We start from the raw sequence: 26,053 nt of genomic DNA, 5'->3' as shown, positions 1-26,053 counted from the left end.
CGCCACGGGCCCGACCGGGTATCCGGCGAGGACGGCTCAGGGCGCAGCGGCCGGCACGGCGTAGACGACGATGTTCGACTCGTAGCTCCCCGCCGCCGGGTCGAACACCCCGCCGCAGGTGACGAGGACGAGCTGCGGGTCGCCGTCGCGGCGGAACACCTCGCGGGGCAGGTCGTGCTTGCCGTACTCGCGACGCGCGACGACCCGGTAGGCCGCGGTGCGGCCGTCGGCGCCACGGACGACGACCGGCTCGCCCGCGACGAGCTGCGGCAGCACCGACAGGAACCCGATGCCCTGGGTGCGCGAGTCGACGTGACCGGCGATCACGGCGCTCCCGGACGCGCCGCCCGGGAGGACACCGGGGGCCCACCAGCCGACCGTGCGCACCTGGTCGGGGACGACCATCCCGCCGTTCGGGGCGGTGCCGACCGCGTCGACGGGGGCGGACAGGCCGCGGGCGGGGAGCTCCAGGACGGACGGGACGACCGGCGGCGACGCGGCACCGGGCTCGGCCACGGGCAGCGGGTAGACCGCCGAGACGGTCCACGGCTCGCGCGGCGCGATCGGCGCCGGGCCGGTGGAGCGGGGCAGGGGGCCGGTGCGGTCGCCGGGGCCGGGGAGCGGGCCCGCCGGGAGCCCGGCGGACGCGGGTGGGGGCGGGACCGAGGGAGCGGGCGGGCCGGAAGGACCGGGAACAGCCGCCCCCGGCAGCGCCGCGGCGTCGGGCGCCCCGACCACCGGAGCCGGGTCCGGCGGCGCCAGGACCGGCACCGCCCGGGCCACCGGCACCGCACGCGTCGCGGCGGGGGCGGTTCCCGCGGGCACGGCGCCGAGGTCGCTCGCCTCGACGCGGGCGTCGTCACCGAGTGCGAGACCGGCGCCGGCGCCCAGCAGGGCGGCGCCGAGGATCAGCAGCGCGGCCGCTCCCCGTACGCCCCCGGCCGGGCGCCGGCGCCGCGGTGTCACGCGCGGGCGCGACGCAGCCGGACGGCGCCGGCGACGAGCAGCAGCAGCCCGGCACCGCCGAGCGCGACGGGCAGCGCGGCGTCGGACGCCGACGCGGCCTGACCGCCGGTGCCGGCGTCGACGGCGGGCGCGCCGGAGCCGCCCCGGCCCGCGGCGTCACCGGAACCGGAGGCCGAGCCGTTGCCGGTGCCGTTGCCGGTGCCCGCACCGGGCGCGGTCCCGTCGCCGGACCCGGCGGCGTTCCCGTCGGCGCCGTTCCCGTCGGTGCCGTTCCCGTCGGTGCCGTTCCCGGGGTTGTCCGAGCCGGAGCCCGGGGTCGTGGCCCCGGCCTCGGCCGCGGCCTGGTCCAGCTTGGTCTTCAGCTCACCCAGGTTCGTGAGCTGCGCGCGGGCCTGATCGAGCTGCTCCGGCGGCAGGCCGGGGACGTTCAGCAGCTGCTGGGCCTGGTCGCTGAGCTGTCCGACCTGCTCCTGCGCGGCCTGCAGCCAGCCCTGGTCGAACTGCTCACCGGTGCGGGCCTTGAGGTCGTCGACCTGGGACTGGATCTCCGGGGAGACCTGGTCGGGCAGCGAGACGCCGATCGACGACGCCAGCCCCCGCAGCTTGTCGTTGATCTGCTGGCCCTCGCCCTGCACCTGCGGCGCGAGCTCCTTGACCTTGTCCCCGACGCCCTGCTCCAGGCCGATGCCGCCGAGCGCGGCGAGGCCGAGCGCCTTCTGGTGCGCGTCGCCGAACGCCTGGCGCGGGTCGCCGACGCCCGGGACCTGCGGGAGGTTGTCGGGCAGGTTCGGCACCTGCGGCGTCTCGCCACCGCAGGCGGTCAGCCCCACGAGTGCGGCCGCGGCGACGGCGGCACCGACGGTGCGGCTGATCCGGCGCGGGTGGTTCGTGGTCGTCGTCATGCGAGTCATCCCCCGGAGGTAGCGGTGTACGCCTGATGGGCTATCGGCTTACTCCGGACGTTGCAACTCGAACCACACGACAGGTCCTACGCGGGCGGCGAGTGGTTATCGCCGACGGCTGAGCGGTGCCGGGGCCGAGGGCGGCGGGACGACCGGGCCGACGTCGCCGTCGGGGGCCTCGTCGAGGTCCAGGACGACCGGGGCGTGGTCGCTGGGGAGCTTCCCCTTGCGCGCCTTGCGGTCCACCCACACCGCCGCGCGACGGTCGGCCGGGCCCGACCCGGCCAGCACCAGGTCGATCCGCATCCCCTGGTCCTGGTGGAACCGGCCGGCCCGGTAGTCCCAGTAGCTGAACACGCGCTCGTCGGGCCAGCGCTCGCGCAGGACGTCGCGCAGCCCGGTCCCGAGCAGCGCGGCGAGCGCGGCCCGCTCGTCGGGGGTGACGTGGGTGGCGCCGTCGAACAGGGAACGGTCCCAGACGTCGTCGTCGGTGGGGGCGATGTTCACGTCCCCGGCCACCACGGTCGACGCGGGGTCGCCCGTCGCGACCAGCTCGCGCAGTGCACCGAGCCAGCGCAGCTTGTAGGCGTAGTGCGGGTCCTCCGGGCTGCGGCCGTTCGGCACGTACACCGAGGTGACCCGCAGCCCGCCGCAGGTGGCGGTGACGGAGCGCGCGTCCGGGACCTCCAGCCCGCCCTCGGTGAAGACGGGCTCGTCGGGCAGGCCGCGCACGACGTCGTCCAGACCCACCCGCGACAGCAGGGCGACGCCGTTCCACCGGCCCTGGCCGTGGTGCGTGCTCGCGTAGCCGCGCTCGGCCAGTGCCTCGTCGAAGGCCGCGGCGAAGTCGTCGTCGGAGAGCTTGGTCTCCTGGAGGCAGACGACGTCGGGTTCCCGCTCGTCGAGCCACGGCAGCAGCCGCGGCAGCCGGGACTTCGCGGAGTTCACGTTCCAGGTGGCCAGACGCACGCCCCGACCCTACGAGAGGAAGCGCGTCACCGACCGGCGGATGCCCGCGACGTCCAGGCCGTGCGCGGCGTCGTGGTCCTCCGGGCTGCCGTAGCGACGCAGATCGGCGGCGCCGACCCCGAGCCCGAGGACCCGGTGCCGCAGGTCGGCGAGCGCGTCGGAGACGTGCCGCACCGAGGTCCTGGCGAGGTAGGGCTCCACGAGCACGACGTCCGGCTCGGACAGCGTGGCGCGCAGGCCGGCCGCGTCGAACGGGCGGACGGTCCCGGCGTACAGGACGGTCACGTCCAGGTCGGCGACGGCGGCGAGCGTCCGGTCCGCCAGGGGCCCCACCGCGACGACCGTCCCCCGGCGCCCCCGCCGCAGCACCGTCATCGACGGGCCCGCCCCGTAGGGCCGCGCGTTGGACGCGCCCGAGAGCCGGACGTAGACCCGGTCGTCGCCGGGCAGGGCGGCCCGCAGCTGCGCCTCCGCCTCGTCGGCGTGCCCGGGCACGTGGACGGTCCAACCGTCGAGGGTGTCGAGCAGCGGCACGTCGCGCGGGCCGAAGTGGGTCTCCCCCGCACCCGCCATGTCGTAGGACCCGCCGGCCGACACCAGCAGCGCCCCGACGCCCTGGTGCCCGAGGTCGAGCTTGAGCTGCTCGTAGGGCCGTTCGACGAGGAACGGCGCGAAGGTGTGCACGACCGGGCGCATCCCGGTCAGCGCGAGCCCACCGGCGGCGGAGACGAGCAGCTGCTCGCGGATACCGACGTTGATCACGCGGTCGGCGAGGTCGGGCGGGACGTCGACGTAGCCGGCCCCGATGTCGGCCAGCAGCGCGACGGCCCGCGGGTCGAACGCGATCAGCTCCGGCAGCAGCGCATAAAAGCGTTCCCGCAGGTCGGGCGGGGTCACGGGGTCGGAGGGAGTGGGCTGCTGCGTATCGGTGAGCAGAGCAAAGCCGGTCATCGGTGGCTCCCCTTCGGTTCGACGTGCGCGACGACGGCGAGCGGTCGGTCGGGGTGTGCGGTGCGGAAGGCGCGTTCCAGGTCGTCGTGATCGCGGCCGTCGGCGTCGACGGCGACCCAGCCCTCCGCGGTGAAGCGTCCGGCGATCCCACCGGGCCAGCCGTGCGACGCCGAGCTGTTGTCGACGACGACGGCGCTCAGCCCGGACAGCCCGGCGCGGCCCGCGTACTGGATCGCCTCGAAGTTGGAGCCCTCGTCGAGCTCGGCGTCGCCGACGAGGACGACGGTGCGCGCGTCGCGGCCCTGCAGCAGCAGCCCCGACGCGGTGCCGACGGCCAGTCCGAGCCCGTGGCCGAGCGAGCCGGAGGAGATCTCCACCCCGGGCACGAGCGTGCGGTCGGGGTGGTGCCCGAGGGTCGAGTCGTACCCGGCGAACCGGTCGAGCAGGTGGTCGTCGAGGAACCCGCGGGCGACGAGGACGGCGTAGAGCGCCATCGGGCCGTGCCCCTTGGAGACCAGGAAGCGGTCGCGGTCGGGGTCGTCGGGGTGCTGCGGGTCGACGCGCAGGATGCGGTCGTAGAGGACCCACAGGACGTCGAGGGTGGAGGTCGCGGCGGGTTCGTGCTTCTCGTCGCCGGTCATCCGGGTCATCAGCCCGGCGAGGTCCGCGTAGCCGGTCGGTGATCGCATGCGACCACTCTGTGACCTGAAGTCGGCTTCAGGTCAAGGGCCGAGCTACTCCTCGTCCGGCGGGGTCGCCTTGCGGACGTAGAGCAGCTGGTCACCCCGCTCCAGCGCGTCGACGGCGGCCGAGTCGACCCGGTGGAGCTGCTCGCCGCGCACCACGCCGAGCACGATGTCAGGCAGGTGCCGCGGGGAGCCGCCGACCTCGGTCGGCTCGACCTGGCGCTGGGAGATCGCGAAGCCGGCGTCCGGGGTGAGCAGGTCCTCCACCACCTCGACGACGGCGGGCGAGCGGGTCGCGACGCCCAGCAGCCGCCCGGCCGTCTCGTCGGACACGATCACCGAGCTGGCGCCGGACTGGCGGAGCAGGTGCACGTTCTCCGCTTCGCGCACCGCGGCGACGATCGAGATCGACTTGGACAGCTCACGGGCGGTCAGGGTGACCAGCACCGCGGTGTCGTCGCGGTCCAGGGCGACGACCAGCGTCGTCGCCAGCTGCACCCCGGCGATGCGGAGCACCGCGGAGCGGGTCGCGTTGCCGGACACGGTGACCAGGCCCAGCCCGGAGGCCACGTCCAGCCGCGCCCGGTCGGTGTCGACGACGACGATCTTCCCGGGGTCCACGTCGTCGCCGAGCAGCGTCTCCACCGCCGCGCGCCCCTTGGTGCCGTAGCCGACGACGACGATGTGCTCGCGCACGCGCGACCTCCAGCGCTGGATCCGGAACGACTGCCGCGAGCGCTCGGTGAGCAGCTCGACGGTCGTACCGACGAGGACGATCAGGAACAGCACCCGCAACGGGGTGATCACCGCGATGTTGATGGAGCGGGCCATCGGGCTGACCGGCACGATGTCGCCGTAGCCGGTCGTCGACAGCGACACCGTCGCGTAGTAGAGGGCGTCGAGCAGCGAGATCTCGCCCGTACCGTTGTTGTCGAGGTAGCCGTCACGCCCGAAGAAGACGATCAACGTCGTCGCGCCGAGCGCGAACACCGCGATCGCCAGGCGGGTCACCAGCGAGCGCACCGGGCCCGACCGCGGGTCCGGCATCCGCAGCGCACCCTCGACCTGGGGGTCGAGTTCGCTGAGCCGGGTGGAGCCGATCACGTGCGAAGGCTAGCGCCCAGGTCGCGCCGCACCGACCGTCCGGGCCCTATCCTCACTCAGGTGTCGGCCGAGGGGGACCACGAACGTGTGACGCCTGCTGCGCGCACGTCGCTGCGGCCGCGGCTGAGCGCGCGCCGGTTCCGCGGCGGTGCCGCACCCGGACCGGACCCGACCGAGGCCCTCGAGACGGGCGTCGCCGTGGCCGCGGGCCTGCGCGAGCCCGCCGGGTCCGCCGCCGCGACCGAGGCGCTGCGCCGGCTCGCCGGGCTCTGCGGCGCCGAGGCGGCGGGCCTGGTCCGGCCCGGCCTGCCCGACTCGTGGTGGGGCCCCGGCCGCGCCGACGGCGTCGCGCTCGCCGGGCGGGCCCGCGGGCGACGGCTCACCGAGGCCGGCCGCACCGCGCTGCCCGTCGGCGACGGGCCGGTGCTCGTCCTGGCCGGTGGGGTCGGGTCGGCCGCCGCCCGCCGGACCGCCGCGTTCGTCGCCGACGCCCTCGAACGCGCCCGCCTGACCGACGGCGAGGCCGAGGCCGAGGCCGCCCGGCTGCGCGCGCTGCGGGCCCAGATCTCGCCGCACTTCGTCTACAACGCGCTCACCACGATCGCCTCGTTCGTCCGCTCGGACCCGGCGCGCGCCCGCGACCTGCTGGAGACCTTCGCCGAGTTCATCCGGCACTCGCTCGCCGCACGCGGCGACTACGTGCCGCTGGCCGGGGAGTTCCGCTCGGTCGAGGCCTACCTGACCCTCGCCCGCGCCGTGCTCGGCGAGCGGCTGCGGGTGCAGGTGCGGGTGGCGCCGGAGGTGCTGCCGGTGCCGGTCCCGGTGCTGGCGCTGCAGCCGCTGGTGGAGAACGCGGTGCAGCACGGCGTCGAGCGCTCCCCCGACGGCGGGCTGGTACAGGTCAGCGGCGAGGCCGAGGGGGACGTCTGCGTGATCACCGTCGACGACGACGGGCCGGGCATGAGCCCCGAGCACGCCCGCGCCGTACTGGCCGGCACCGCCGAGGGCGCCGGGCTGGCGCTGGTGAACGTCGACCGCAGGCTGCGCGCGGTCTACGGCCCCGATCACGGCCTGGTCATCGAGACCGCGCCCGGCGCGGGCACCCGGATCGTGCTGCGGATCCCGCGGTTCCAGCCCGGGGTGGTGATCTGAGGTGACACCCCCCGCCGAGCCACTGCGCGTACTGGCCGTCGACGACGTCGCCCCCGCCCTCGACGAGATCTGCGCGCTGCTGGCCGACGCGCCCGACGTCGGCGAGGTCGCACGGGCCGGCGGCGCGGTGGAGGCGCTGCGCGCGATCCCCACCGGCCGGTTCGACGCCGTCTTCCTCGACATCACCATGCCCGGGATGGACGGCCTGGAGCTCGGCGGTGTGCTGGCCGCGATGGCCACGCCCCCGGAGATCGTCTTCGTGACGGCGTTCGAGGAGCACGCCGTCGCCGCGTACGGCCTCGGCGCCGTCGACTACCTGCTCAAACCGGTCGGCGCGGACCGGCTCGCCGACTCGCTCGGCCGGGTGCACCGGGCCCGGGCGGGCCGCTCGGCCGCCGGGCCGGGCACCGCGGGGGGGACCGCACCGGAACCGGCCGGGCCCGCGCTCCCCCGCGTCGACGAGCTCGCCGTGCTGCCGGTGGAGGCCGCCGGGCGCACCCGCTACGTCCGCCGCGAGGACGTCCGCTTCGTCGAGGCCCACGGCGACTACGTGCGGCTGCACCTGCCCGGGGGCTCACACCTCGTGCGGATCCCGCTGTCCCGGCTGGAGGAGCACTGGGACCCGCACCGCTTCGTCCGCGTGCACCGCAGCTTCCTGCTGCACCTCCCCGCGGTCCGCGAGCTGCGCAGCGACGCCGGCGGCGGCCTGCTCGCCCACACCGATGCCGGTGACGTGCCGGTCAGTCGTCGCCACGCCCGGGACCTGCGCGACCAGCTGCTCGCCGCGGCCACCGCCGGGGCGCTCGACGGCCACCGCGCCCCCGACGGCGACGGCCCGGGAAGCGGCCGGGGGCGGCCGTGACCGCCCGCCCGCGCCGGGTCGCGGTCAGCGCACCGCCCGAGCGGGGTACCGCCGTACCGCGCCCACAGCCGGCCGCGGCGCTCGACCCGGGGCTGACCGAGCGGGCCCGCGGGCTGCGCCGGGCCCAGCTGCGGCGCGCCGTGGTCACCCTGGCCTGCGCCGCGGTGCTGCTGTTCGGGCTGCCGGTGCTGCTGCGGCTCGCGCCGGATCTGGCCCAGTGGCGGGTCGGGGGGCTCCCGCTGGGCTGGATCGCGGTCGCCTGGCTCCCGTACCCGCTGCTCGGCGGGCTGGCGTGGTGGCATCTGCGCCGGGCCGAACGCGCGGAACGCCCGTGACGGCCGCCGCGGTCGTCGCCCTGCTGCTGGTCACGGTGCTGATCGGGGCACGTGGCGTCGCGGCGATGCGCACCACCTCGGACTTCCTCGTCGCGTCCCGGCGGACCTCGCCGATGCTCAACGCAGCCGCGGTCTCCGGGGAGTACCTGTCGGCGGCGTCGTTCCTCGGCGTCGCCGGGCTGGTGATCAAGGAGGGCACGGGGGCGCTCTGGTACCCGGTCGGGTTCGCCGCGGGCTACCTGCTGATGCTCGCGCTGGTCGCCGCGCCGATGCGCCGCTCCGGGGCACTGACCGTGCCCGGGTTCGCCGAGGCCCGCCTCGGGTCGCGGTCGCTGCGCCGGTTCTGCGCGGTGGTCGTCGTGGTGATCGCGGTGCTCTACCTGGTGCCGCAGATCGTCGCGGCCGGGCAGCTGCTCACGCTGGTGTCGGGCGTCGACTACTGGGTCGGGGTCGTGGTGTCCGGGCTCGCCGTCGGCCTGACCCTGGCGCTGGGCGGGATGCGCGCCGCCACCTACGTGCAGGCGTTCCAGTTCGCGCTCAAGCTCCTGCTGTTCGCCGGGCCCGCGATCTGGCTGCTGCTGCTCGCCGGGCCGCAGCTGCGCGCCGACATGGTCGCCCCGCCGGAGTTCACCCGGTTCACCGCCGAGACCCCGGTGGACTTCCGGCTCGACACCGAGCTCGTGCTGACCGAGCCGACCGTCGTGGTCGTCGACGGGATGCCGGTCCCGCTCACCCCTGGCCCGCACCACGCCGCCGCCGACGCCGTCTGGGTCTTCCCCGACGGTGCCGCCGTGCCCGAGCTGGGCGGCGACGGGGCGTCGCTGCCGGTGCCCGGCGGCGCCGAGTGGGCACTGCCGCTGCTCGGCACCGCCGATACCTCGCCGCTGCTGACGACCTGGTCGGTGCTGGTCGCGACAGCGCTGGGGACGATGGGGCTGCCGCACATCATCGTGCGCTTCCACACCAGTCCGGACGGGCGCGGCGCCCGGCGCACCGCGGCGATCACCGTCGCGATGCTCGGCGCGTTCTACCTGTTCCCGATCGTCTACGGGCTGCTCGGGACGGTGCTCACCCCCGAGCTGTACCTGTCGCAGGGCACCGACACCGCGATCGTCACGCTGCCCGGCCGGGTCACCGGCGGCGGCACCGCGGCGGCCCTGACCGCGATGCTCACCGCGGGGGCGTTCGCCGCGTTCCTGGCCACCTCGCTCGGGCTGCTGCTCGCGCTGTCCGGGGCGCTCGCCCACGACCTCATGCCCTCGGGGCTGCGCCGGCTGCGGCTGACCGCGCTGGCCGCGTCGGCGGCCGTCGTACCGGCGGCGCTGCTGATGGTGCGCGTCGACGTCAGCGCGGCGGTGACCTCGGCGTTCACCGTCGCGGCGTCGACGTTCTGCCCGCTGCTGGTGCTCGGCCTGTGGTGGAAGGGGCTGACCGCGCGCGGCGCGTACGCAGGGATGGTCACCGGGCTGCTCGCGACGGTCGGGTCGATGGCGCTGGGCGCCGCGCTCGGGCTCGGCGGGACGGCGGGCATGCTGCTCGCCCAGCCCGCGCTGTGGTCGGTGCCCTGCGCGTTCCTCGTCATGATCGCCGTGTCACTGGGCGATCACGTTCCGTCGAACGCGGAAGCTACGATGCTGCGGCTCCATCTGGCCGATCGGGAGTGAGCGCTTTAGCGTAGCGGCGACATCGAAGTCAAGACCGCTCGTCGTTCGGTGCCGCGCTCGATCGTCCGGTCGTCGGCCGCTTGCATCTTGGGCCGCCCGGAGCGTGCGTGTGGGGTTCCGCACACGGCCCGAAGGCCCTTTCCTGGGTCCGGTCCCGTGGCCGTGCGTGGCTTGTGCAAGGAGGCATACGTGAGTACGACCGAGTCCGACGAGCAGCCCGGCGGTCCGACGCCGGGAACTCCCGACTGGGCCGCCGCACAGGCGAGCCCCGACTTCCAGGAGCTGCGCAGGCGTCTGCGCGGGTTCGTCTTCCCGGTCACCGCCGGGTTCCTGGCCTGGTACCTGCTGTACGTGCTGCTCGCGACGTTCGCGACGGACTTCATGGCGATCCCGGTGCTGGGCAACATCAACCTGGGTCTGGTCCTCGGGTTGCTGCAGTTCGTGTCCACCTTCGCGATCACCGTGGTCTACATCCGCTTCGCCGGCCGTGTGCTCGACCCGCTGTCGTCGAAGCTCCGCGGAGAGATCGAGGGAACCCGATGAGCCCGACCGTCCTGGCGGCGACCGCGGACAGCAACCCGGCGCTGAACATCTCCATCTTCCTGGCGTTCGTGATCGTGACGCTGGGGATCGTCTTCTACGTCAACAGTCGGCAGGCGAGGAAGACCGCCGCCGACTTCTACACCGCGGGCGGGGGTTTCTCCGGCACCCAGAACGGGTTCGCGATCGCCGGTGACTACCTCTCGGCGGCGTCGTTCCTGGGCATCGCCGGCGCCATCGCGATCAACGGCTACGACGGCTTCCTCTACTCGATCGGCTTCCTGGTCGCGTGGCTGGTCGCGCTGCTGCTGGTCGCGGAGCTGCTGCGCAACACCGGCCGTTTCACCATGGGCGACGTCCTGGCGTTCCGGATGAAGCAGCGCCCGATCCGCGCCGCGGCGGCCACCTCCACCCTGGCGGTGTCGTTCTTCTACCTGCTCGCGCAGATGGCCGGTGCCGGTGCACTGGTCTCGCTGCTGCTCGGCATCTCGGGCGGGTTCGCCCAGGGTGTCGTGATCGCCGTCGTCGGCGTCGTGATGATCGCCTACGTCCTCATCGGCGGCATGCGCGGCACCACCTGGGTCCAGATGATCAAGGCGGTGCTGCTCATCGTGGGCGCGCTGGTCATGACGATCTGGGCACTGGCGCTGTTCGGCTTCAACTTCTCGTCGATCATGCAGGCCGCCGCGGACGGCTCCCCCAAGGGCGAGGGCCTGTTCGCCCCCGGCCAGCAGTACGGCGCGTCGTTGACCTCGAAGATCGACTTCATCTCGCTCGGCATCGCCCTGGTGCTCGGCACCGCGGGCCTGCCGCACGTGCTGATGCGCTTCTACACCGTGCCCACGGCCAAGGAGGCCCGCCGCTCGGTCGAGGTCGCGATCTGGCTGATCGGCCTGTTCTATCTGTTCACGCTGGTCATCGGCTTCGCGGCCGGTGCGCTGGTCGGGCCGGAGGCGATCCAGGCCGCGCCGGGCAAGGTGAACTCGGCCGCGCCGCTGCTCGCCGCCGCCCTCGGCGGACCGGTGCTGCTCGGCATCATCGCCGCGATCGCGTTCGCGACGATCCTGGCGGTCGTCGCCGGGCTGACGATCACCGCGTCGGCGTCGTTCGCGCACGACGTCTACATCAACGTGATCAAGCGGGGCGAGGTCGAGGACACCGAGGCCACCCAGGTCCGGGTCGCCCGGCGGACCGCGATCGTGATCGGCATCGTCGCGATCGTCGGCGGCATCCTGGCCAAGGACCAGAACGTCGCCTTCCTCGTGGCGCTGGCCTTCGCGGTGGCTGCGTCGGCGAACCTGCCGACGATCCTGTACTCGCTGTTCTGGAAGCGGTTCAACACCACCGGCGGCCTGTTCTCGATCTACGGCGGTCTGATCAGCACCCTGGTGCTGATCGTCTTCTCGCCGGTGGTGTCGGGCGCCGAGACGTCGATCTTCTCGGGTGTGGACTTCGCCTGGTTCCCGCTGGCCAACCCCGGCCTGGTCTCGATCCCGCTGTCGTTCCTGCTCGGCGTGGTCGGGACCTACATCGGGCAGAAGCGCCACGACGGCAGCAAGTACGCCGAGATGGAGGTCCGGTCCCTGACCGGTGCCGGCATCGCCAAGGCCGAGGCGCACTGACCGCAGGCCACCCCCACGCGGAGAGCCCGCGTCCCCGTCCCCGGGGGCGCGGGCTCTCCGCGTCCTGCGGCTACACCTCGGCGGCGGAGACGGTCGGCACCCCGGCGACGAGCTCGTGCAGCGCGCGGGCGTCGAGCAGGTCCGCCGGGCGCAGGGTGACGCCGTCGCGGACGTAGTGGAACGCCGCCCGCACCCGGTCCGGCTCGACGTCCTGCAGCGCCGCCCATGCCAGCCGGTACGCGGCGAGCTGCACCCCGACCGCCTGCCTGCGGTCCTCGGCGGGCAGGCGACCGGTCTTCCAGTCCACGACCGTCCAGCCGCCGTCGGGGTCGGCGAACACCGCGTCCATCCGGCCGCGCACGGCGACCCCGGCCAGCACCGTCTCGAACGACACCTCGACGTCGACGGGCCGCCGGTCCGCCCACTCCGACGCCTCGAACGCGGCCTGCAGCTCGGCGAGCTCGGTCGCGTCGGCCTCCGAGGAGACCGACTCGTCGGCGGCGCCGGGCAGCTCGTCGATGTCCAGCAGGCGTTCCGCGCCGAAGCGCTGTTCCAGCCAGGCGTGGAACGCGGTGCCGCGGCGGGCGTGCTGGTCGGGCGGCATCGGCACCGGACGGCGCAGCCGCACGGCGAGCGCGTCCGGGTCGTCGGCGAGCTCGACGAGCCGGCTCACCGACAGCCGCCCGGGCAGCGACACCGTGGGCCGCTGCGCGGCGGCGGCCCGCTCCGCGAGCAGGACGTCGACGTCGGCGGCCCAGCCCTCGGGATCACCCTCGGCGTCGACCACGCCGGCCCCGGGCTCCGCGTCGGGAGCCGCCGGCAGCTCCAGTGCGAGCTGGTCGGCGGGCGCGGCGCGGCGCGGCCGCTTCGGGCGCCGGGCCCGCAGCGCGGTACGGACCAGGTCGGCCCCGGAGCGCACGTCGTCGGCGCGGTCGCCGAACGGGTCCGGCGGCCACTGCGCGGTCCGTTCGACGCCCAGCGCCGGGTTGCCGGTGTCCAGCTCGGGCGGCGGTGCCCACTGCTCCAGCACACCGACCTCGGAGCCGCCGGGGCCCTCCAGGATCTCGGCGAGCTCGGTCAGGAACACCGACGGTTCCTTCGGCTTCTCCCCCGTCGCGGGCCAGCGGTGCCCGGACACCAGCAGCACCCGTTCGGACCGGGTGAGCGCGACGTAGAACAGCCGGCGTTCCTCGGCGAGGCGGCGCTCGTCGAGGGCGTCGTCGTGGTCGTCGAGCGCGGTCTCGACCTGTTTGCGGTCGGCGCCGGGCGGGGGCAGGTGCAGGCCGGGCAGGTCGTCGGCGTCGCCGCGCAGCGGGACCGGCAGCGCGGCCGGGTCCTTCAGCCAGGAGCCGGACATCTTGCGGCCGGGGAAGACCTGCGCGACCAGGTGCGGGACGGCGACGACCTCCCACTCCAGCCCCTTCGCCGCGTGCACGGTGAGGATCTGCACCCGGTCCGGCGCGACCTCCACCTCGCCGGGGGTCAGCCCCTCCTCGGCCTGCTCGGCGGTCTCCAGATAGTCGAGCAGACCCGGTAGCGACGGCACGTCCGCACCGGCGGCGAAATCCGCGACGACGTCGGCGAACGCGTCGAGGTGCGCCCGGCCGGTGGGGCCGGGGCGGGCCATCGTCTCGACGTCGAGGAGCAGGGTCCGCTCGACGTCGGCCACCAGGTCGGTCAGCGGGGCCGCGGTGCGGGCGCGCAGCTGGGCGAGCTCACGGCCGATCCGCCGGATCCGGTCGAACCCGGCCGGGGAGTAGCGCTCCGGGCCACCCGGGTCGTCGAGGGCGTCGACGAGACCGGCCTGCTCGGCCTGCTCGCCGGGCAGTGCGCCGAGGGCCAGGTCGGCGGCCGACAGCGGCCCGGGGCGGGCCGGGCGGTGCGGGACGAGCTCGCGGGCGCGCTGCCACAGCGCGGCCAGGTCGGCGATCCCGAGCCGCCACCGCGGCCCGGTCAGCAGCCGGACGGCGGCCGGCCCGGCGAGCGGGTCGGACACCACCCGCAGCGCGGAGACGAGGTCGCGGACCTCGGGGGTGGACAGCAGCCCACCGAGTCCGACCACCTCCACCGGGACCCGCCGGTCGCGCAGCGCGGCGGCGAGCGCGTCCATGTCGGAGCGGCGCCGGACCAGCACGGCCGCGGTGGGCGGGGTGCCTTCGTCGTGTCCGGCGTGCCAGCGCCCGGCGATGCCGTCGGCGGTCCAGGCCACCTCGGCCGCGACGTCGGGCAGCAGGGCGGCCCGGACGTCGCCGGGGCCGGCGCCGTCGAGCGGGCGCAGCTCCCCCACCCGCACGGTGCCGGGCGCGGTCCGCAGCGGCTCGGAGACCCGGTTGGCCAGGACGAGCACCTCGGCCGGGTTCCGGAAGCTGGTGAGCAGCCCGTGCACGGGCGCGGGGTCACCGCCCGTGGCGGGGAAGTCGGTGCGGAAGCGCGCCAGGTTCCCGGCGCTCGCGCCCCGCCAGCCGTAGATCGACTGGCAGGGGTCGCCGACCGCGGTGACCGAGCGGTGGTCCGGGCCGTCGTCCGGCTCCGGGGCGAGCCCGGGCGGCACGCCGAACAGGGCGCGGAGCAGCACCCGCTGGGCGTGCCCGGTGTCCTGGTACTCGTCGAGCAGCACGGCCCGGTACTGGGAACGCTCGATCCGCCCGACCTCCGGGTCGGCCTCGGCGATCCGGGCCGCGAGGGCCATCTGGTCGGCGAAGTCCATGGCCTGCTCGGCCTGCTTGCGCCGGGCGAACTCCTCGACCAGCGGCAGCAGCTCGCAGCGCATCCGCTGCCCGGCGATGCGGGCCTTGTACCCGGCCGAGGGCTCGGCGCGCTGCCGCTTGCCGGGCGGGGCGTGCTCCAGCACCGGCAGCATCCGCTCGGCGAGGCGCCGCACCTGGTCCGGTTCGACGAGGTGCTCCCCCAGCTCCCCGGCCAGGGAGAGCAGGTAGCCGGTGACGGTCGCGGGGACCCGGTCGATCTCCAGGTCCGCGGCCCAGGTGGAGACGACCCGGTGGGCCAGCTGCCAGGCCGCCGTCGGGCCGAGCAGCCGGGCGGCGGGCTCGGCGGGCAGCCGCAGCGCGTGCTCACCGACCAGGCGACCGGCGTAGGCGTGGTAGGTCGCGACGGTGGGCTCGCCGGCCAGCAGCGCGGCGCGCCGGGCACCCGACGGGTCCAGGTCGTCGAGCAGCCGGGCCCCGGCGAGGCGGCGCAGCCGGGACCGGACGCGGGTGCCGAGCTGCTGGGCGGCCTTGCGGGTGAAGGTGAGCCCGAGGACCTGCTCGGGCAACACCCGGCCGGTCGCGACCAGCCAGACGACGCGGGCCGCCATCGTCTCGGTCTTGCCGGCCCCCGCCCCGGCGACGACGAGCGCCGGCCCGGCGGGCGCGGCGATGACCGCGGCCTGTTCCGCGGTCGGCGGGTGCAGACCGAGCGCGTGTGCCAGCTCGGCGGGGGTGGGGTCCACGCGGACCGTTCTACCCGGCGTCACCGACAGGTCCGCCACCCGGCGCCGTCCCGGCCCGGCCCCGGCGGCGGATCAGCGGCCGGCGTCGTCGACCGGTGCGAGGACGCGGGCCCAGTCGACCTGCAGGCGCACCTCGTCGGGGGTGGTCGCGTCCGGGCCGGGGATCCACCCCGACGCCGGGCCCTGGTCGAGCTGGATGGCCAGGTGCATCGGGGTGGTGGGGATCGCGCGGCGGTCGGTGACCTCCCACTTCTTCACCCCGTCGACGTACCAGGTGATCCGGTCCGGCAGCCACTCCAGGGCGAAGGTGTGCCACTGGGTGAAGTCGCCGGGGGTGTCGGTGGACAGGATGTGGTTCTGCGCGCCGTAGTGGACGAAGGCGGTGGCCGCATGCCGGTCGCCGAACGGGATCTCCATCATGTCGAGCTCCCCGTCGTCGGGGAACCGCTCGGAGTCCGGCCAGAGCAGGATCGCGGGGCTGTAGCCGTTGCCGACGTCGGTGCGGGCGCGGAACTCCCAGCGGCCGTAGAGCTGACCGTCGTGCATCGCGACACCGCCGGAGACGCCCCCGCCCGTGGCCCGGGGGCGCGCGGTCACGGTGAGCAGGCCGTCGCCGACGCCGACCGCGGACGGGCGGCGCAGGCCGTTGCCGAACCCGCCGGGCGAGTTGTAGACGCTCCAGGTGGAGCGGTCGACGCGGGAGCCGTCGAACTCGTCGCCACCGACCTGGCGCCACTGCTGCGGCGGGGGCGGGGGCGGGGGCGGCGGGGGCGGCAGCTGGTTGTCCAGTGCGGAGGTCGCCGGGTCGGCGGCGACGGCCGTGCCGTCCGGCGGGACGAGCACGGTCCAGGTCAGCCCGGCGACGGCGACGAGCACCAGCGCCATCGCGCCGGTGCCGTGCGCGATGCGGCGGCGCAGGCCGGTGACGGCGCGGTCCGGGCGCTCACGACGTTCGGTCCGCCCGGCACGGTCCGCCCGTCCGGCACCGTCCGGGATCTCGGCCCGGACGACCGTGGCACGGGCTCCGCGGTCGGTGGGGCGGATACGGGAGGTCGCGTCGACCGGCTCCGGCGTCGTGGGGACACGCACCACGGGGGTCCTCGCCACCGGGGGCCGGACCGCGGGTGCCTGCGCTGCCGCCGGAGGCCGGGGCGCTCGGCGTGGGCCGGGGACGGGGTCCGGGGCGGTACGCGTCCCCGGGGCGGCGTGCGACGGCGCGGGCACCCCGCGTACGGAGCGGCGGGACTCCGGGACTCGGTCGACGGGGGCGCGGTCCGCGGCGGGCAGGGCGACGGTCGACGCCACGATGTCCTCGGGGCGGGCGACGGGTCCGCGGGCGGCACGACGCCCGTCGACGGGCGGCTCGGGCGAGCGGTGCCGACCGGAGTCCGCGGTGTCCGGCCGGTCCTCGGAACGGTGGGAGCCGGGACGGCGGGCGTCGGACCCGGCGGGGGCGGCGTGGCGCGACGGGTCCGGGCGCTCCCCGGCCCGCGACACACCACTCCCCGATTTCTCCACGCAAGCAGGACGCGCGGGCCCCCGTTCGGTTGCCCCGTCAGGAGGTCGCGCGCGTCACCCCGCCTGCGACCCGGGATCAGGCCGGCGGGTTCCCGACGGTCGCGGGGGCACCGTAGGACCGCAGGACCTCCGGCACCGTGACCGTCCCGTTCGCGTCCTGGAAGTTCTCCATGATCGCGAGCATGGCGCGGGCGGTGGCGCCGGTCCCGTTGAGCGTGTGCACGTTCTCGGTCGGCGCTCCGGCCTCGCGACGGAACCGGACGTTCAGGCGTCGTGCCTGGTAGTCGGTGGTGTTGGAGCACGAGGTGATCTCGCGGTAGCGCTCCTGGACCGGGAACCAGGCCTCGATGTCGTACTTCTTCGCGGCCGGGTTGCCGAGGTCGCCGACGGCGATGTTCTGCACCCGGTAGGGCAGCCCCAGCTCCTGCACGATCGACTCCTCGTGGGCGAGCAGCTCCTCGTGCACGTCCTGGGAGTTCTCCGGCAGGCAGTAGACGAACATCTCGACCTTGTCGAACTGGTGCACCCGGAACATGCCCTTGGTGTCCTTGCCGGCCGCGCCGGCCTCGCGGCGGAAGTTCGTGGAGAACGCGACGTAGCGCGCGGGCAGCGTGTCGAGCTCGACGATCTCGTCCATGTGGATCCCGGCGAGCGCGACCTCGGAGGTGCCGGTGAGGTAGAGGCCGTCCTTCTCCAGCTCGTAGAGGTTCGACGCCTCGGTGGGCAGGAAACCGGTGCCGTACATCGCCCGCTCGTTCGCCAGGACCGGGCCGAGCACCGGGACGAAGCCCTCGCCGGCGAGCTTGTCCATGACGTAGCGGAACAGGGCCATCTCGAGCCGCGCGACGTCGCCGAAACGGTAGGCGAACCGCGACCCGGACAGCCGCGCGCCGCGGGCCATGTCGACCCGGCCCGTCGACGACGCCAAGTCCAGGTGGTCGCGCGGGGTGAAGTCGAAGACCGGCGGCTCGCCCCAGGTGCGGACGGTGACCGCGTCCTCCTCGGCCATGCCGTCGGCGGCGGTCGGGTCGGGCAGATTCGGGATGCGGGCGAGGAGCTCGGAACGCTCGACGTCGGCGGCGGCGAGGGAGTCCTCGGCGGCGCGCAGCTCCTCCTTCTCCTGCTTGAACTGCTCGACCTGCTCGGGGGTGGGCTTGCCCTTGGGCCGCTGCTTGGCCGCGGCGCGCAGGCTGCCGACGCGGTCGGTGGCCTCCCGCCAGCGGGCGTCGACCTCCAGCAGGGCGTCGAAGTCCGCGGACGCGCCGCGACGGGACAGCGCCGTGCGGAAGGTGTCCGGGTCCTGTCGGGCCGCCTTGAGGTCGATCACTGCTGTTCCAGCCTCTCGCGTAGTGGAGGGGCCATCGTAGGACCGGGAATGATCGGGCCCGCGCGGTGGTACTCACCACCATGAGTGTTTCCCTCGGCAGGTACGGCGTCTGGCGGCACGAGACCGGGTTGTCCCCCGATCTCGCCGTGGAGATCGAGAAGCTCGGGTTCGGTGCGGTGTGGGTCGGCGGCTCCCCGCCCGGGGACCTCGCGCTGACCGAGTCGCTGCTCGACGCGACGACGTCGCTGGCCGTGGCCACCGGCATCGTGAACATCTGGGCCACCCCTGCCGACGAGGTCGCGGAGTCCTTCCACCGCATCGAGGCGCGGCACCCGGGCCGGTTCCTGCTGGGGATCGGCGTCGGGCACCCCGAGGCCACCAGCGACTACACCCGCCCGTACGCAGCGCTCGTCGCCTACGTGAACCGGCTCGACGAGCTCGGCGTCCCCACCGAGGGGCGTGCCCTCGCGGCGCTGGGCCCGAAGATGCTCGACCTGGCCCGTGAGCGGTCCGCCGGGACGCACCCGTACCTGACCACGCCCGAGCACACCCGTTCGACCCGCGAGCGCTACGGCGCCGGAGCGCTGATCGCGCCGGAGCACAAGGTCGTGCTCGACGACGACCCGGCCGCCGCCCGCGCCCTGGGCCGCCCGGCCGTCGAGAAGCCCTACCTGGGCCTGGTCAACTACCGGAACAACCTGAAGCGGCTCGGCTGGGCCGAGTCCGATCTCGACGACGGCGGCAGCGACGCCCTGATCGACGCGCTCGTCGCGCACGGCACCCCCGAGCAGGTCGCGGCCCGGCTCGAGGAGCACCTCGACGCCGGCGCCGACCACGTCTGTGCCCAGGTCATCACGCGCGGGATGGCCGAGCCGGAGGGCGACCTGCGGCGGCTGGCGAGCGCGCTGGGGCTCGGCAGCGCGGGCTAGCCCGGGCCGGGTGCGCCCCACCCCCGACGACCTGTCCCTGCTGGGACCGTTGCGACGGCCGGCGCCACTGATCGTGGCGGCGGCCGTCGCCGTCGTCGCGGTCCTGGCCTGGGCCTACCGCGGCGATGCGACCGCCGGGGCGGAGCGACCGGGGCGCCGACCGCCGGGTCCGGGACCGGACCCGCTCACCCGTCCACCACCGTCCGGCCGGTCTCGACTGCGGGGCAGCTGGTGCGGACCGGGCACCGGTCGCAGTCCGGCCCGGCGCGGGCGACGAACACCGCACCCGCCGAGTCCTCGGCGCAGGTCATCAGCACGTCGCGCCAGTGCCCCATCTCCTCCGGGCGCAGCGCCGCCTGCTGCGGCTCCTTCGCCTCCCCGTTGGCTTTGCGGTCGGCCAGGAACAGCAGCCGCGCCCCGCCCGGCTCCACCCCACCCCCGACGAGCTGGTCGAACGCGCCGAGCGAGGCCGCGAGCTGGTAGACGGCCAGCTGGTGGTGCTCGGCGGTGGCCCGGGCCGAGGTGGCCGTCTTCCCGGTCTTGACGTCGACGACGACCGGGCGCCCCTGGTCATCGCGTTCGAGCCGGTCGACCCGGCCGCGGAGCCGGACCCGCCGGGCCGCCCGCGCGGCCCCGCCGCCGCGCCCGGCCGCGCCGTCGCCGTCGGTGTCGACCGGCAGGAGCGCGGCCCCCGCCGGGTCGTCGTCGCCCGCACCGATGCCGCCGGGGGGCAGGCCCGGGTCGTCGCCCTCGCTGTCGCCCTCGCCGTCCAGGTCCAGCTGCACCGGCTGCTCGACGGCCACCAGCTCCAGCCCCTCGGTACGGCTGCGGCGGACCCAGTCGTCGAAGGCGGCGAGCATCTCCCGCACCCGGACCAGCTCGCGGCGCCCGAACCACGGCGCCCCGGAGTCCAGCCGCCGCCACGCCGAGCGCAGCGCCTCCTCCAGCTCCACCGGGTCGGCCCCGGCGGCGCGGGCCTGCACCAGCGCGTGCACCAGGGACCCGGTGACCGCCGACAGCGCGCCGGTCTCGTCGCCGCCGTGCCGGGACAGCACCCAGCGCAGCGGGCAGCCGGCGATCGTCTCGACGTCGGAGGGCGAGATCGGGACGAGCTCGCCCTCGGCGCGCAGCGGGGCGCCGTCGGACAGGTCGGCGACGCCGTACCAGTCGTCGGGGTGGGCTCCGGGGACGCCGTCCGCGGCGAGCCGGGCCAGCTGGGTCGCCGCCCGGTGACGACGTGCGGCCCGTCCCGGGTCGCCGTGGTCGGGCTCGGTGACGGCGCGCCGCAGCTCCCCGACCAGCTCGGCCGTCACCAGGGAGCGCTCGGGCCGGTGCACCGGGCGGGCCTCGGCGGCGTCGGCGGGGCGGGGGTCGAGCTCGTCGAGGAACCGGGAGGGCTGCTCGTCCTCCCCCTGCACGGCGCTGACCAGCAGCGTCGTCCGGGCACGGGTGCAGGCGACGTAGAACAGCCGCCGCTCCTCGGCGAGCAGTGGCGCCGTGCGGGAGACCGCGTCGTCGGGGGCGGCGACCCCACCGACGAGGTCGACGAGCCGTTCATGGCCGAGCAGGCTGCCGCGCAGCCGGACGTCGGGCCACAGCCCCTCCTGCACCCCGGGCACCGCGACGACCGTCCACTCCCGGCCGCGGGCGCCGTGTGCGGTGAGCAGCTCGACCGCGCCGCCCCGGGGCGCCTGCGGGGCCAGCGTCTCCCCCGGCAGCTGCTGGTCGAGCAGGTACTCCAGGAACCCGCCGACGTCGGCGCCGGGCAGCCGGTCGGTGTAGCGGGCGGCCGCGTCGAACAGGGCCAGGACCGCGTCGAGGTCCCGGTCGGCGGCCGCTCCGCCGGGGCCGCCGCGGGCGCTGGCCTCGCTCCAGCGCTTCGCCAGGCCGGTGCGCCGCCACACCTTCCACAACGTCTCCTCGACCTGCTCGCCCGCGCCGATCGAGCGGGCGGCCGTGTCGAGGAGGCGGCCCACGTCGCGCATCGGGGCGGCCTCGGCGGGCGAGAGCATCGGCAGCGGGTCGGGCCGGCCCGCGACGGCGTCGCGCAGCATCCCGACCAGCAACGGGTCGCTGCTCGCCGCGGCCGGGTCGACCTCGCCCGCCTCGACGCGCTCGTCGTCGGCGAAGGTCCGCACGTCGTGCCCCGCGGCGGCGTGCATCCGCAGCAGGCCGCGGCGCAGCCGTCGCATCCGCATCGGGTCACCACCGCCCAGCGGTGAGGTGAGCAGGGAGGTCGCGAGGTCGGCGTCGACCGCGGACGGCCGCCATGCCGCGCGCAGCACCAGGAGCAGCGGCACGACGGCGGGCTGGCGCGGCAGCGGCACCTCGTCCGGTGGTGCGGCCAGCGGGACCCCGGCCGCGGCCAGCGCCCGGCGCAGCGCGGGCAGGGTGCGCCGCGCGGACCGGGACAGCACCGCCATGTCCGACCACGGCACCCCGTCGACGAGGTGTGCGCGCCGCAGCCGGTCGGCGATCCAGCCGGCCTCCGCGGAGGGCGACCCGAACACCCGGACCTGCAGGGACTCCCCCACCCCGGCGCCCGCCGCAGCCGGCACGGCGTCGGGCACCGGTTCCGGTACCGCGTCCGGGGTCGGGTCCGGCACCGCGTGGTCCCCCGGGGCGGGCCCGGGACCGCGACGGGTGCGGGTCACCCCGGCACCGGGCAGCTTCTCGGCCACCCGCAGCCCGGCCGCGCGGACCCCCGGCTGCTGGCGGTGGTCGACGGTGAGGACCTCGGTGGGCGCGTCGAGCACGGTCAGGCCCTGCGGGTCCGCACCACGGAAGGTCAGGACCGCCTGGTCGGGGTCGCCCGCGAGCAGCGTGGACCCCGCGTGCTCGGCCAGCGCCGCGACCAGCTCCATCTGCTGCGGGTCGAGGTCCTGCGCGTCGTCCACCAGGAGGTGACGGACCCGGCGCCGCTCCTGCTCCCGCAGGTCCGGGTCCGCGGCCAGGGTGTCCAGCGCGGCGGCGACGAGCTCGGCGGAGTCCAGCGCCGGGGCCGTCGCCTGTGGTGCGCCCCGCCCCGCCGCCCCGCGGAGCAGCGTGACCTCCTCGTAGGTGCGGAAGAACCGGGCCGCGGCGACCCACTCCTCGCGCCCGTGCTCGCGTCCCAGCTCGGCCAGCTCGCGTGGCCCCAGTCCGCGCTCGGCCGCCCGCAGGAGCAGCTCCCGCAGCTCCGCGGCGAACCCGGGCAGCCCGAGGGCCGGGTCGAGCCGCTCCGGCCAGCCCGAGCCGGTGACGGTGCCGCCCCAGCCGTCGATCTCCCCGGCGAGCAGCTCGCGGACCACCACGTCCTGCTCGGCCGAGGCCAGCAGCCGCGGCGGCGGGTCCTCGTAGCGCGCGGCGTGCAGCCGCAGCACCCCGAACGCGTAGGAGTGCACCGTCCGCACCAGGAGCTCGCGGGTGGTGTGCACCCCGAAGTCCCCGGCGAGCTCACCCCCGCCCGCGGTCAGCAGCGACGTGAGCCGGCCGCGCAGCTCCTCCGCGGCCCGGCGGCTGCCCACCAGCAGCAGCACCGACCCCGGCGGCTCCCCGGCCCGGATGCGGCGGACCACCGCGTCGAGCAGCAGGCTCGTCTTGCCCGTGCCCGGGCCGCCCAGCACCCGCAGCGCGCCGCGCTCGTGCGCGAGCACCCGCGCGGCGGCACCGGTCCACTCCCGCACGGGAGCGGGCCGGGGGTCCGCACGCACCAGGCGCGGCGACGCCTGCTCGGGGGCTGTTCGGCTCATGGGGCGATGAGACCACGGGGCACCGACAGCGTCAGACTGCAGGCGTGGACTCCGAGACCCTGGAACGGGTGCGCGAGGTCGTCCGGTCGATCCCGCCCGGGCAGACCCTCAGCTACGGCGAGGTGGCCGAGCTGGCCGGGATCCGCTCGGCGCGCCTGGTCGGCCGGATCCTCGCCGAGGACGGCCACGACCTGCCGTGGCACCGGGTGCTGCGCTCCGACGGGCGCTCGGCCCCGCACATCGCCGCCGAGCAGGCGGCCCGGCTGCGGGCCGAGGGGATCCTGATGGTCGACGGCCGGCTGCCCCGCGAGCACCGCAGACGCTGAGCCGGTCCTCGGCCTCGCGGAGCTGCCGCGCCTGCTCGACGCCGTCGCGACCGGGGGCTCCGGATCCCGCTGCGGGTGGCGGAGCTGGGCGACGTGGAGCGGGCCTGGACCGCGGACGCTCCCGGACGTCTGGTGGTCACGACAGCCTGAGCGCTCTGCTCACCATGACGCAGCACGTGGCCCGCCGCCCGATCGAGGCGCACGTTCTCGCCCTCGCCGGGGCGGGAACGTGCATCTCGATGCGCCGGGCCGAGCGACGTCACGAGGCTCGACGGGGCTGCCGGGGGCTGCTGCGTATCGGTGAGCAGAGCAAAGGGGCGGCCGATCAGGGCGCCGCGCGACCTTCCACCCAGGTCGCGTCGCGGTCCCGGTCGTGCCCGATGTGCGCGACGAGACCGTGCCCGCCGAACACCTGCGCCAGCACCGGAGCCTGGGCCGTGCCCGTCTCGATCAGCAGCGCCCCGCCCGGCGCGAGCCACTCCCCAGCCCCCGCGGCCACCCGGCGGGCCGGGTCGAGGCCGTCGCGGCCGCCGTCGAGTGCGGTGCGGGGCTCGTGGTCGCGGGCCTCCGGGGGCATCGAGCCGATCGCGCCGCTGGGTACGTAGGGGGTGTTCGCGACGAGCACGTCGACGCGTCCCCGCAGCCCGGTGGGCAGCGCGGCGAACAGGTCACCGGTGTGCACCGCCCCCACCCCGGCCAGGTTCTCCGCGGCACAGACGGTCGCGACCGGGTCGGCGTCGGCGGCGTGGAGGTCGACGGCGGCCCGGCGCGCGACGGCGAGCCCGAGCGCACCGCAGCCGCAGCACAGGTCGACCACGAGCGGGCGCCCGGGATGCGCGGAGCCCGGCAGCGCGGCGACGGCCGCGTGCACCAGCGCCTCGCTGCGACGGCGCGGCACGAACACCCCCGGGGTGACCCGCACGGTCAGCCCGTCGAAGTCCACCCGGCCGAGGACGTGCTCGAGCGGCTCCCCGGCGATGCGGCGGCGCACCAGCACCTCCAGCTCCGGCCCGTCGGCCGCCGCGGCGAGCAGCGCGGCCTCGTCCTCGGCGAACACGCAGCCCGCCGCCCGGAGCCGGGCGACCAGGTCCGGGTCGGGCCGGGGCACGGTCAGGCGGCGAGCACCGCGGCGGCCCCGGCGGCGTAGCGCTTGAGGACGGCGGTCACCACGTCGTCGTGCACGCCCAGCGGGTCGGCGACGACGTCGGCCCCCGATCCGAGCAGCCGCGTCTGGAAGACCCCGGGGGCCAGGAGCCAGGACGCGACCGCGACCCGCTGCTCCCCGGCGTCGTGCAGCCGGGCGACCAGCTCGGTCACCGACGGGCTGCCGGTGGCGGCGAACCCGACCGGGACCGGACGGCCGACCCGGCGGGCGAGCATTCCGGCGCTCGCGTGCACCTGGGCGACCGCGGACGGGTCCGACGAGCCGGCCGCGGCGAGGACGACGGCGTCGCCGTCGCGGTAGCCGGCCGTGCGCAGCCGGTCCAGGGCCGCGGCGGCGAGCAGCGGGTCGGGACCCATGGAGCGGGTGACCGGGAACCGGGCCGGGTCGGCGCCGACCTCGGCGAGCTGGGCGGGCAGGTCGGTGCGCACGTGGTAGCCGGCGGCGAGGAACGCGGGGACGACGACGGCGCCGTCGTGGCCGCGGTCCCGCAGGCCGATCACGGCGTCGACGACCGTGGGACCGCGGACGTCGACGTAGCAGACCTCGACCTGCGGGCCGCGTGCGGCGACGGCCGCGGCGAGCGACCGGATCACCGCGTCGGCGGCGTCGGAGCGCGACCCGTGCGCGACGAGGAGCAGCGGGAGCCCGGTCACCGGGTCACCTCCGGGTCCTCGGCGCAGTGCGCGCCGTGCTCGGGTTCGAGTGCGAGCCGGTAGCCGCGGCGCACCACGGTCTGCACCAGGCCGGGGACACCGAGCGCCGCGCGGAGCCTGCCGATCGCGTTCTCGACGGCGTGCTCGTCGCCCGCCCCACCGGGCTGCGCGGCGAGCAGCTCGGCGCGGGACACGACACGGCCGGGACGCTTGGCGAGCAGCCGCAGCAGCGCCATGGGCGTCGGCGGCAACGGGCACAGCGTGCCGTCGACGAGCACCGCGTGTCCGCGCAGCTCCAGCTGGTGGCCGCCGACCGGGAGCCTGCGGGCGCGGGCCGGGGCGACGGACTCGCAGGTCCGCACCATCGCGCCGAGCCGGGAGCGCTGCGGCTGCACGGTCGGCACGTCGAGCGCCTCCAGCGGCGCCGCGGTGACCGGGCCGACGCACAGCGCCAGCACGGGGCCGCGCAGCGCGGTGAGCAGGTCCTCGCGGAGCCCGCGCTCCCCAGCGCGGGCGAGGATCCCGGCCGCGGCGGGAGCGCTGGTGAATGACAGGACGTCGATCCCGCCGGCCAGGGTGGTGTCGATCAGCCGGTCCAGCGGGCCGAGGTCCAGCGGCGGCGCCCACCGGTAGACCGGCACCGTGACGACCTCGGCGCCCGCCATCTCCAGGGCGTCGACGACGTCGGGCAGCGGCTCGCCGTGCAGCTGCACCGCGATCCGGCTGCCCTCGACGCCGCGGTCGAGCAGGTGCTCCAGCACCTCGGCGGTGGACTCCGACTCCGGGGACCAGGCGTCGACCAGGCCCGACGCGCGGATCGCGCCACGCGCCTTGGGGCCGCGGGCGAGCATCTCCGAGCGGCCGAGCGCGGCGAGCAGGTCCTCGCCCAGCCCCCAGCCGTCGGCGGCCTCGATCCAGCCGCGGTAGCCGATCCCGGTGGTCGCGACGGTGATGTCCGGTGGTGCCGCGACGAGCTCGCGGGTGCGGGTCTCGAGGTCGGCGTCGTCGGCGAGGGCCACGATGCGCAGCGCGGGCCCGTGCTGGATGGTCGCGCCGCGGCGCTCCAGCATCGTGGCGAGTTCCTCGGCGCGCCGGGCGGCGGTGATGCCGACGGTGAACCCGGCCAGCGGTGGCACCACGGCCGCGTCGGGCGCGGCGGCGGTGTCTCGTGCGGCGGATCGGGTCACCGGTTCTCCGTTC

21 protein-coding genes are annotated in these 26,053 nt (G+C 76.0%); 8 read left to right on the top strand and 13 right to left on the bottom strand.

Annotation, left to right across the window (positions count from 1 at the left end; all coding sequences use genetic code 11):
• Positions 1-36: 36 nt before the first annotated feature.
• From ATL51_RS21490 to ATL51_RS21465, 6 genes are all read right to left on the bottom strand, one after another.
• The gene (locus tag ATL51_RS21490; RefSeq protein WP_100879744.1) at positions 37-966 is read right to left on the bottom strand and encodes a class F sortase; all 930 of its coding nucleotides are present in this window, start codon (positions 964-966) and stop codon (positions 37-39) included.
• Positions 963-1,868: a DUF4142 domain-containing protein gene (locus ATL51_RS21485; RefSeq protein WP_167410031.1), complete on the bottom strand. Its 906-nt coding sequence runs from the start codon at positions 1,866-1,868 to the stop codon at positions 963-965. Before ATL51_RS21485 ends, ATL51_RS21490 begins: the two co-directional genes overlap by 4 nt.
• A 105-nt stretch (positions 1,869-1,973) precedes the next feature.
• A complete protein-coding gene (locus ATL51_RS21480) occupies positions 1,974-2,837 on the bottom strand; it encodes an exodeoxyribonuclease III (protein WP_100879742.1) in 864 nt (287 codons plus the stop codon).
• A gap of 9 nt (positions 2,838-2,846) precedes the next feature.
• Positions 2,847-3,788: a transketolase family protein gene (locus tag ATL51_RS21475; RefSeq protein ID WP_100879741.1), complete on the bottom strand. Its 942-nt coding sequence runs from the start codon at positions 3,786-3,788 to the stop codon at positions 2,847-2,849.
• On the bottom strand, positions 3,785-4,477 hold the full coding sequence (locus ATL51_RS21470; RefSeq protein ID WP_100879740.1) for a thiamine pyrophosphate-dependent enzyme: 693 nt from the start codon (positions 4,475-4,477) through the stop codon (positions 3,785-3,787). Before ATL51_RS21470 ends, ATL51_RS21475 begins: the two co-directional genes overlap by 4 nt.
• A 45-nt stretch (positions 4,478-4,522) precedes the next feature.
• Entirely contained in the window at positions 4,523-5,521 is a 999-nt protein-coding gene (locus ATL51_RS21465; RefSeq protein ID WP_202416755.1) for a potassium channel family protein, read from the bottom strand.
• A 117-nt stretch (positions 5,522-5,638) separates the two neighbouring features.
• Between ATL51_RS21465 and ATL51_RS21460 the strand changes: the two genes are divergently transcribed.
• The 6 genes from ATL51_RS21460 (at position 5,639) to ATL51_RS21435 (ending at position 11,753) form a co-directional block, all read left to right on the top strand.
• A complete protein-coding gene (locus ATL51_RS21460; RefSeq protein ID WP_301549119.1) occupies positions 5,639-6,730 on the top strand; it encodes a sensor histidine kinase in 1,092 nt (363 codons plus the stop codon).
• A 1-nt stretch (position 6,731) separates the two neighbouring features.
• Entirely contained in the window at positions 6,732-7,592 is an 861-nt protein-coding gene (locus ATL51_RS21455; RefSeq protein ID WP_100879739.1) for a LytR/AlgR family response regulator transcription factor, read from the top strand.
• A complete protein-coding gene (locus ATL51_RS21450) occupies positions 7,589-7,927 on the top strand; it encodes a hypothetical protein (RefSeq protein WP_073578338.1) in 339 nt (112 codons plus the stop codon). Before ATL51_RS21455 ends, ATL51_RS21450 begins: the two co-directional genes overlap by 4 nt.
• Complete coding sequence (locus tag ATL51_RS21445) at positions 7,924-9,591, top strand: sodium/solute symporter (RefSeq protein ID WP_100879738.1); 1,668 nt, start codon at positions 7,924-7,926, stop codon at positions 9,589-9,591. Before ATL51_RS21450 ends, ATL51_RS21445 begins: the two co-directional genes overlap by 4 nt.
• A 189-nt stretch (positions 9,592-9,780) precedes the next feature.
• Positions 9,781-10,134, top strand: coding sequence for a DUF485 domain-containing protein (locus ATL51_RS21440; RefSeq protein ID WP_073578336.1), 354 nt, complete (start codon positions 9,781-9,783; stop codon positions 10,132-10,134).
• Positions 10,131-11,753: a solute symporter family protein gene (locus tag ATL51_RS21435; protein ID WP_100879737.1), complete on the top strand. Its 1,623-nt coding sequence runs from the start codon at positions 10,131-10,133 to the stop codon at positions 11,751-11,753. Before ATL51_RS21440 ends, ATL51_RS21435 begins: the two co-directional genes overlap by 4 nt.
• A gap of 70 nt (positions 11,754-11,823) precedes the next feature.
• On the opposite strand, the gene ATL51_RS21430 is transcribed toward ATL51_RS21435, so the two are convergent.
• The 3 genes from ATL51_RS21430 to serS all read right to left on the bottom strand — a co-directional run bounded on the left by ATL51_RS21430 (position 11,824) and on the right by serS (position 18,049).
• A complete protein-coding gene (locus ATL51_RS21430) occupies positions 11,824-15,204 on the bottom strand; it encodes an ATP-dependent helicase (RefSeq protein ID WP_100879736.1) in 3,381 nt (1,126 codons plus the stop codon).
• Between the two features lie 72 nt (positions 15,205-15,276).
• Positions 15,277-16,293 (bottom strand): glycoside hydrolase family 16 protein, encoded by a 1,017-nt coding sequence (locus ATL51_RS21425; RefSeq protein WP_157818477.1) that lies wholly within the window; start codon positions 16,291-16,293, stop codon positions 15,277-15,279.
• A gap of 505 nt (positions 16,294-16,798) precedes the next feature.
• Positions 16,799-18,049, bottom strand: a complete 1,251-nt coding sequence (serS, locus tag ATL51_RS21420; RefSeq protein ID WP_073578332.1) for a serine--tRNA ligase — start codon at positions 18,047-18,049, stop codon at positions 16,799-16,801.
• Between the two features lie 80 nt (positions 18,050-18,129).
• Here serS and ATL51_RS21415 point away from each other — a divergent pair, with 80 nt between their 5' ends.
• Positions 18,130-18,978: an LLM class F420-dependent oxidoreductase gene (locus ATL51_RS21415; RefSeq protein WP_073578331.1), complete on the top strand. Its 849-nt coding sequence runs from the start codon at positions 18,130-18,132 to the stop codon at positions 18,976-18,978.
• Between the two features lie 185 nt (positions 18,979-19,163).
• Here the strand turns inward: ATL51_RS21415 and ATL51_RS21410 are convergent, their stop codons facing one another.
• The gene (locus tag ATL51_RS21410) at positions 19,164-22,709 is read right to left on the bottom strand and encodes an ATP-dependent helicase (protein ID WP_100879734.1); all 3,546 of its coding nucleotides are present in this window, start codon (positions 22,707-22,709) and stop codon (positions 19,164-19,166) included.
• Between the two features lie 44 nt (positions 22,710-22,753).
• On the opposite strand from ATL51_RS21410, the gene ATL51_RS21405 reads away from it, so the two are divergent.
• Positions 22,754-23,035, top strand: coding sequence for an MGMT family protein (locus ATL51_RS21405; protein WP_073578330.1), 282 nt, complete (start codon positions 22,754-22,756; stop codon positions 23,033-23,035).
• Between the two features lie 325 nt (positions 23,036-23,360).
• Here ATL51_RS21405 and ATL51_RS21400 read toward each other — a convergent pair whose 3' ends face one another.
• From ATL51_RS21400 to ATL51_RS21390, 3 genes are read right to left on the bottom strand one after another with little or no spacing between them, the layout of a single operon-like run.
• Positions 23,361-24,143 carry a putative protein N(5)-glutamine methyltransferase gene (locus tag ATL51_RS21400; RefSeq protein ID WP_100879733.1) on the bottom strand — a complete coding sequence of 261 codons (783 nt, stop codon included), beginning with the start codon at positions 24,141-24,143 and terminating at the stop codon, positions 23,361-23,363.
• Positions 24,144-24,145: 2 nt separating this feature from the next.
• Complete coding sequence (locus tag ATL51_RS21395; protein ID WP_100879732.1) at positions 24,146-24,853, bottom strand: sirohydrochlorin chelatase; 708 nt, start codon at positions 24,851-24,853, stop codon at positions 24,146-24,148.
• The gene (locus ATL51_RS21390) at positions 24,850-26,040 is read right to left on the bottom strand and encodes a uroporphyrinogen-III synthase (protein ID WP_100879731.1); all 1,191 of its coding nucleotides are present in this window, start codon (positions 26,038-26,040) and stop codon (positions 24,850-24,852) included. The genes ATL51_RS21395 and ATL51_RS21390 overlap by 4 nt, the downstream gene beginning before the upstream one ends.
• Between the last annotated feature and the right edge of the window lie 13 nt (positions 26,041-26,053).

The organism is Pseudonocardia alni (assembly GCF_002813375.1).
GTDB classification, from domain to species: Bacteria; Actinomycetota; Actinomycetes; order Mycobacteriales; family Pseudonocardiaceae; genus Pseudonocardia; species Pseudonocardia alni.
This window is presented reverse-complemented; position numbering and strand designations above follow the sequence as displayed.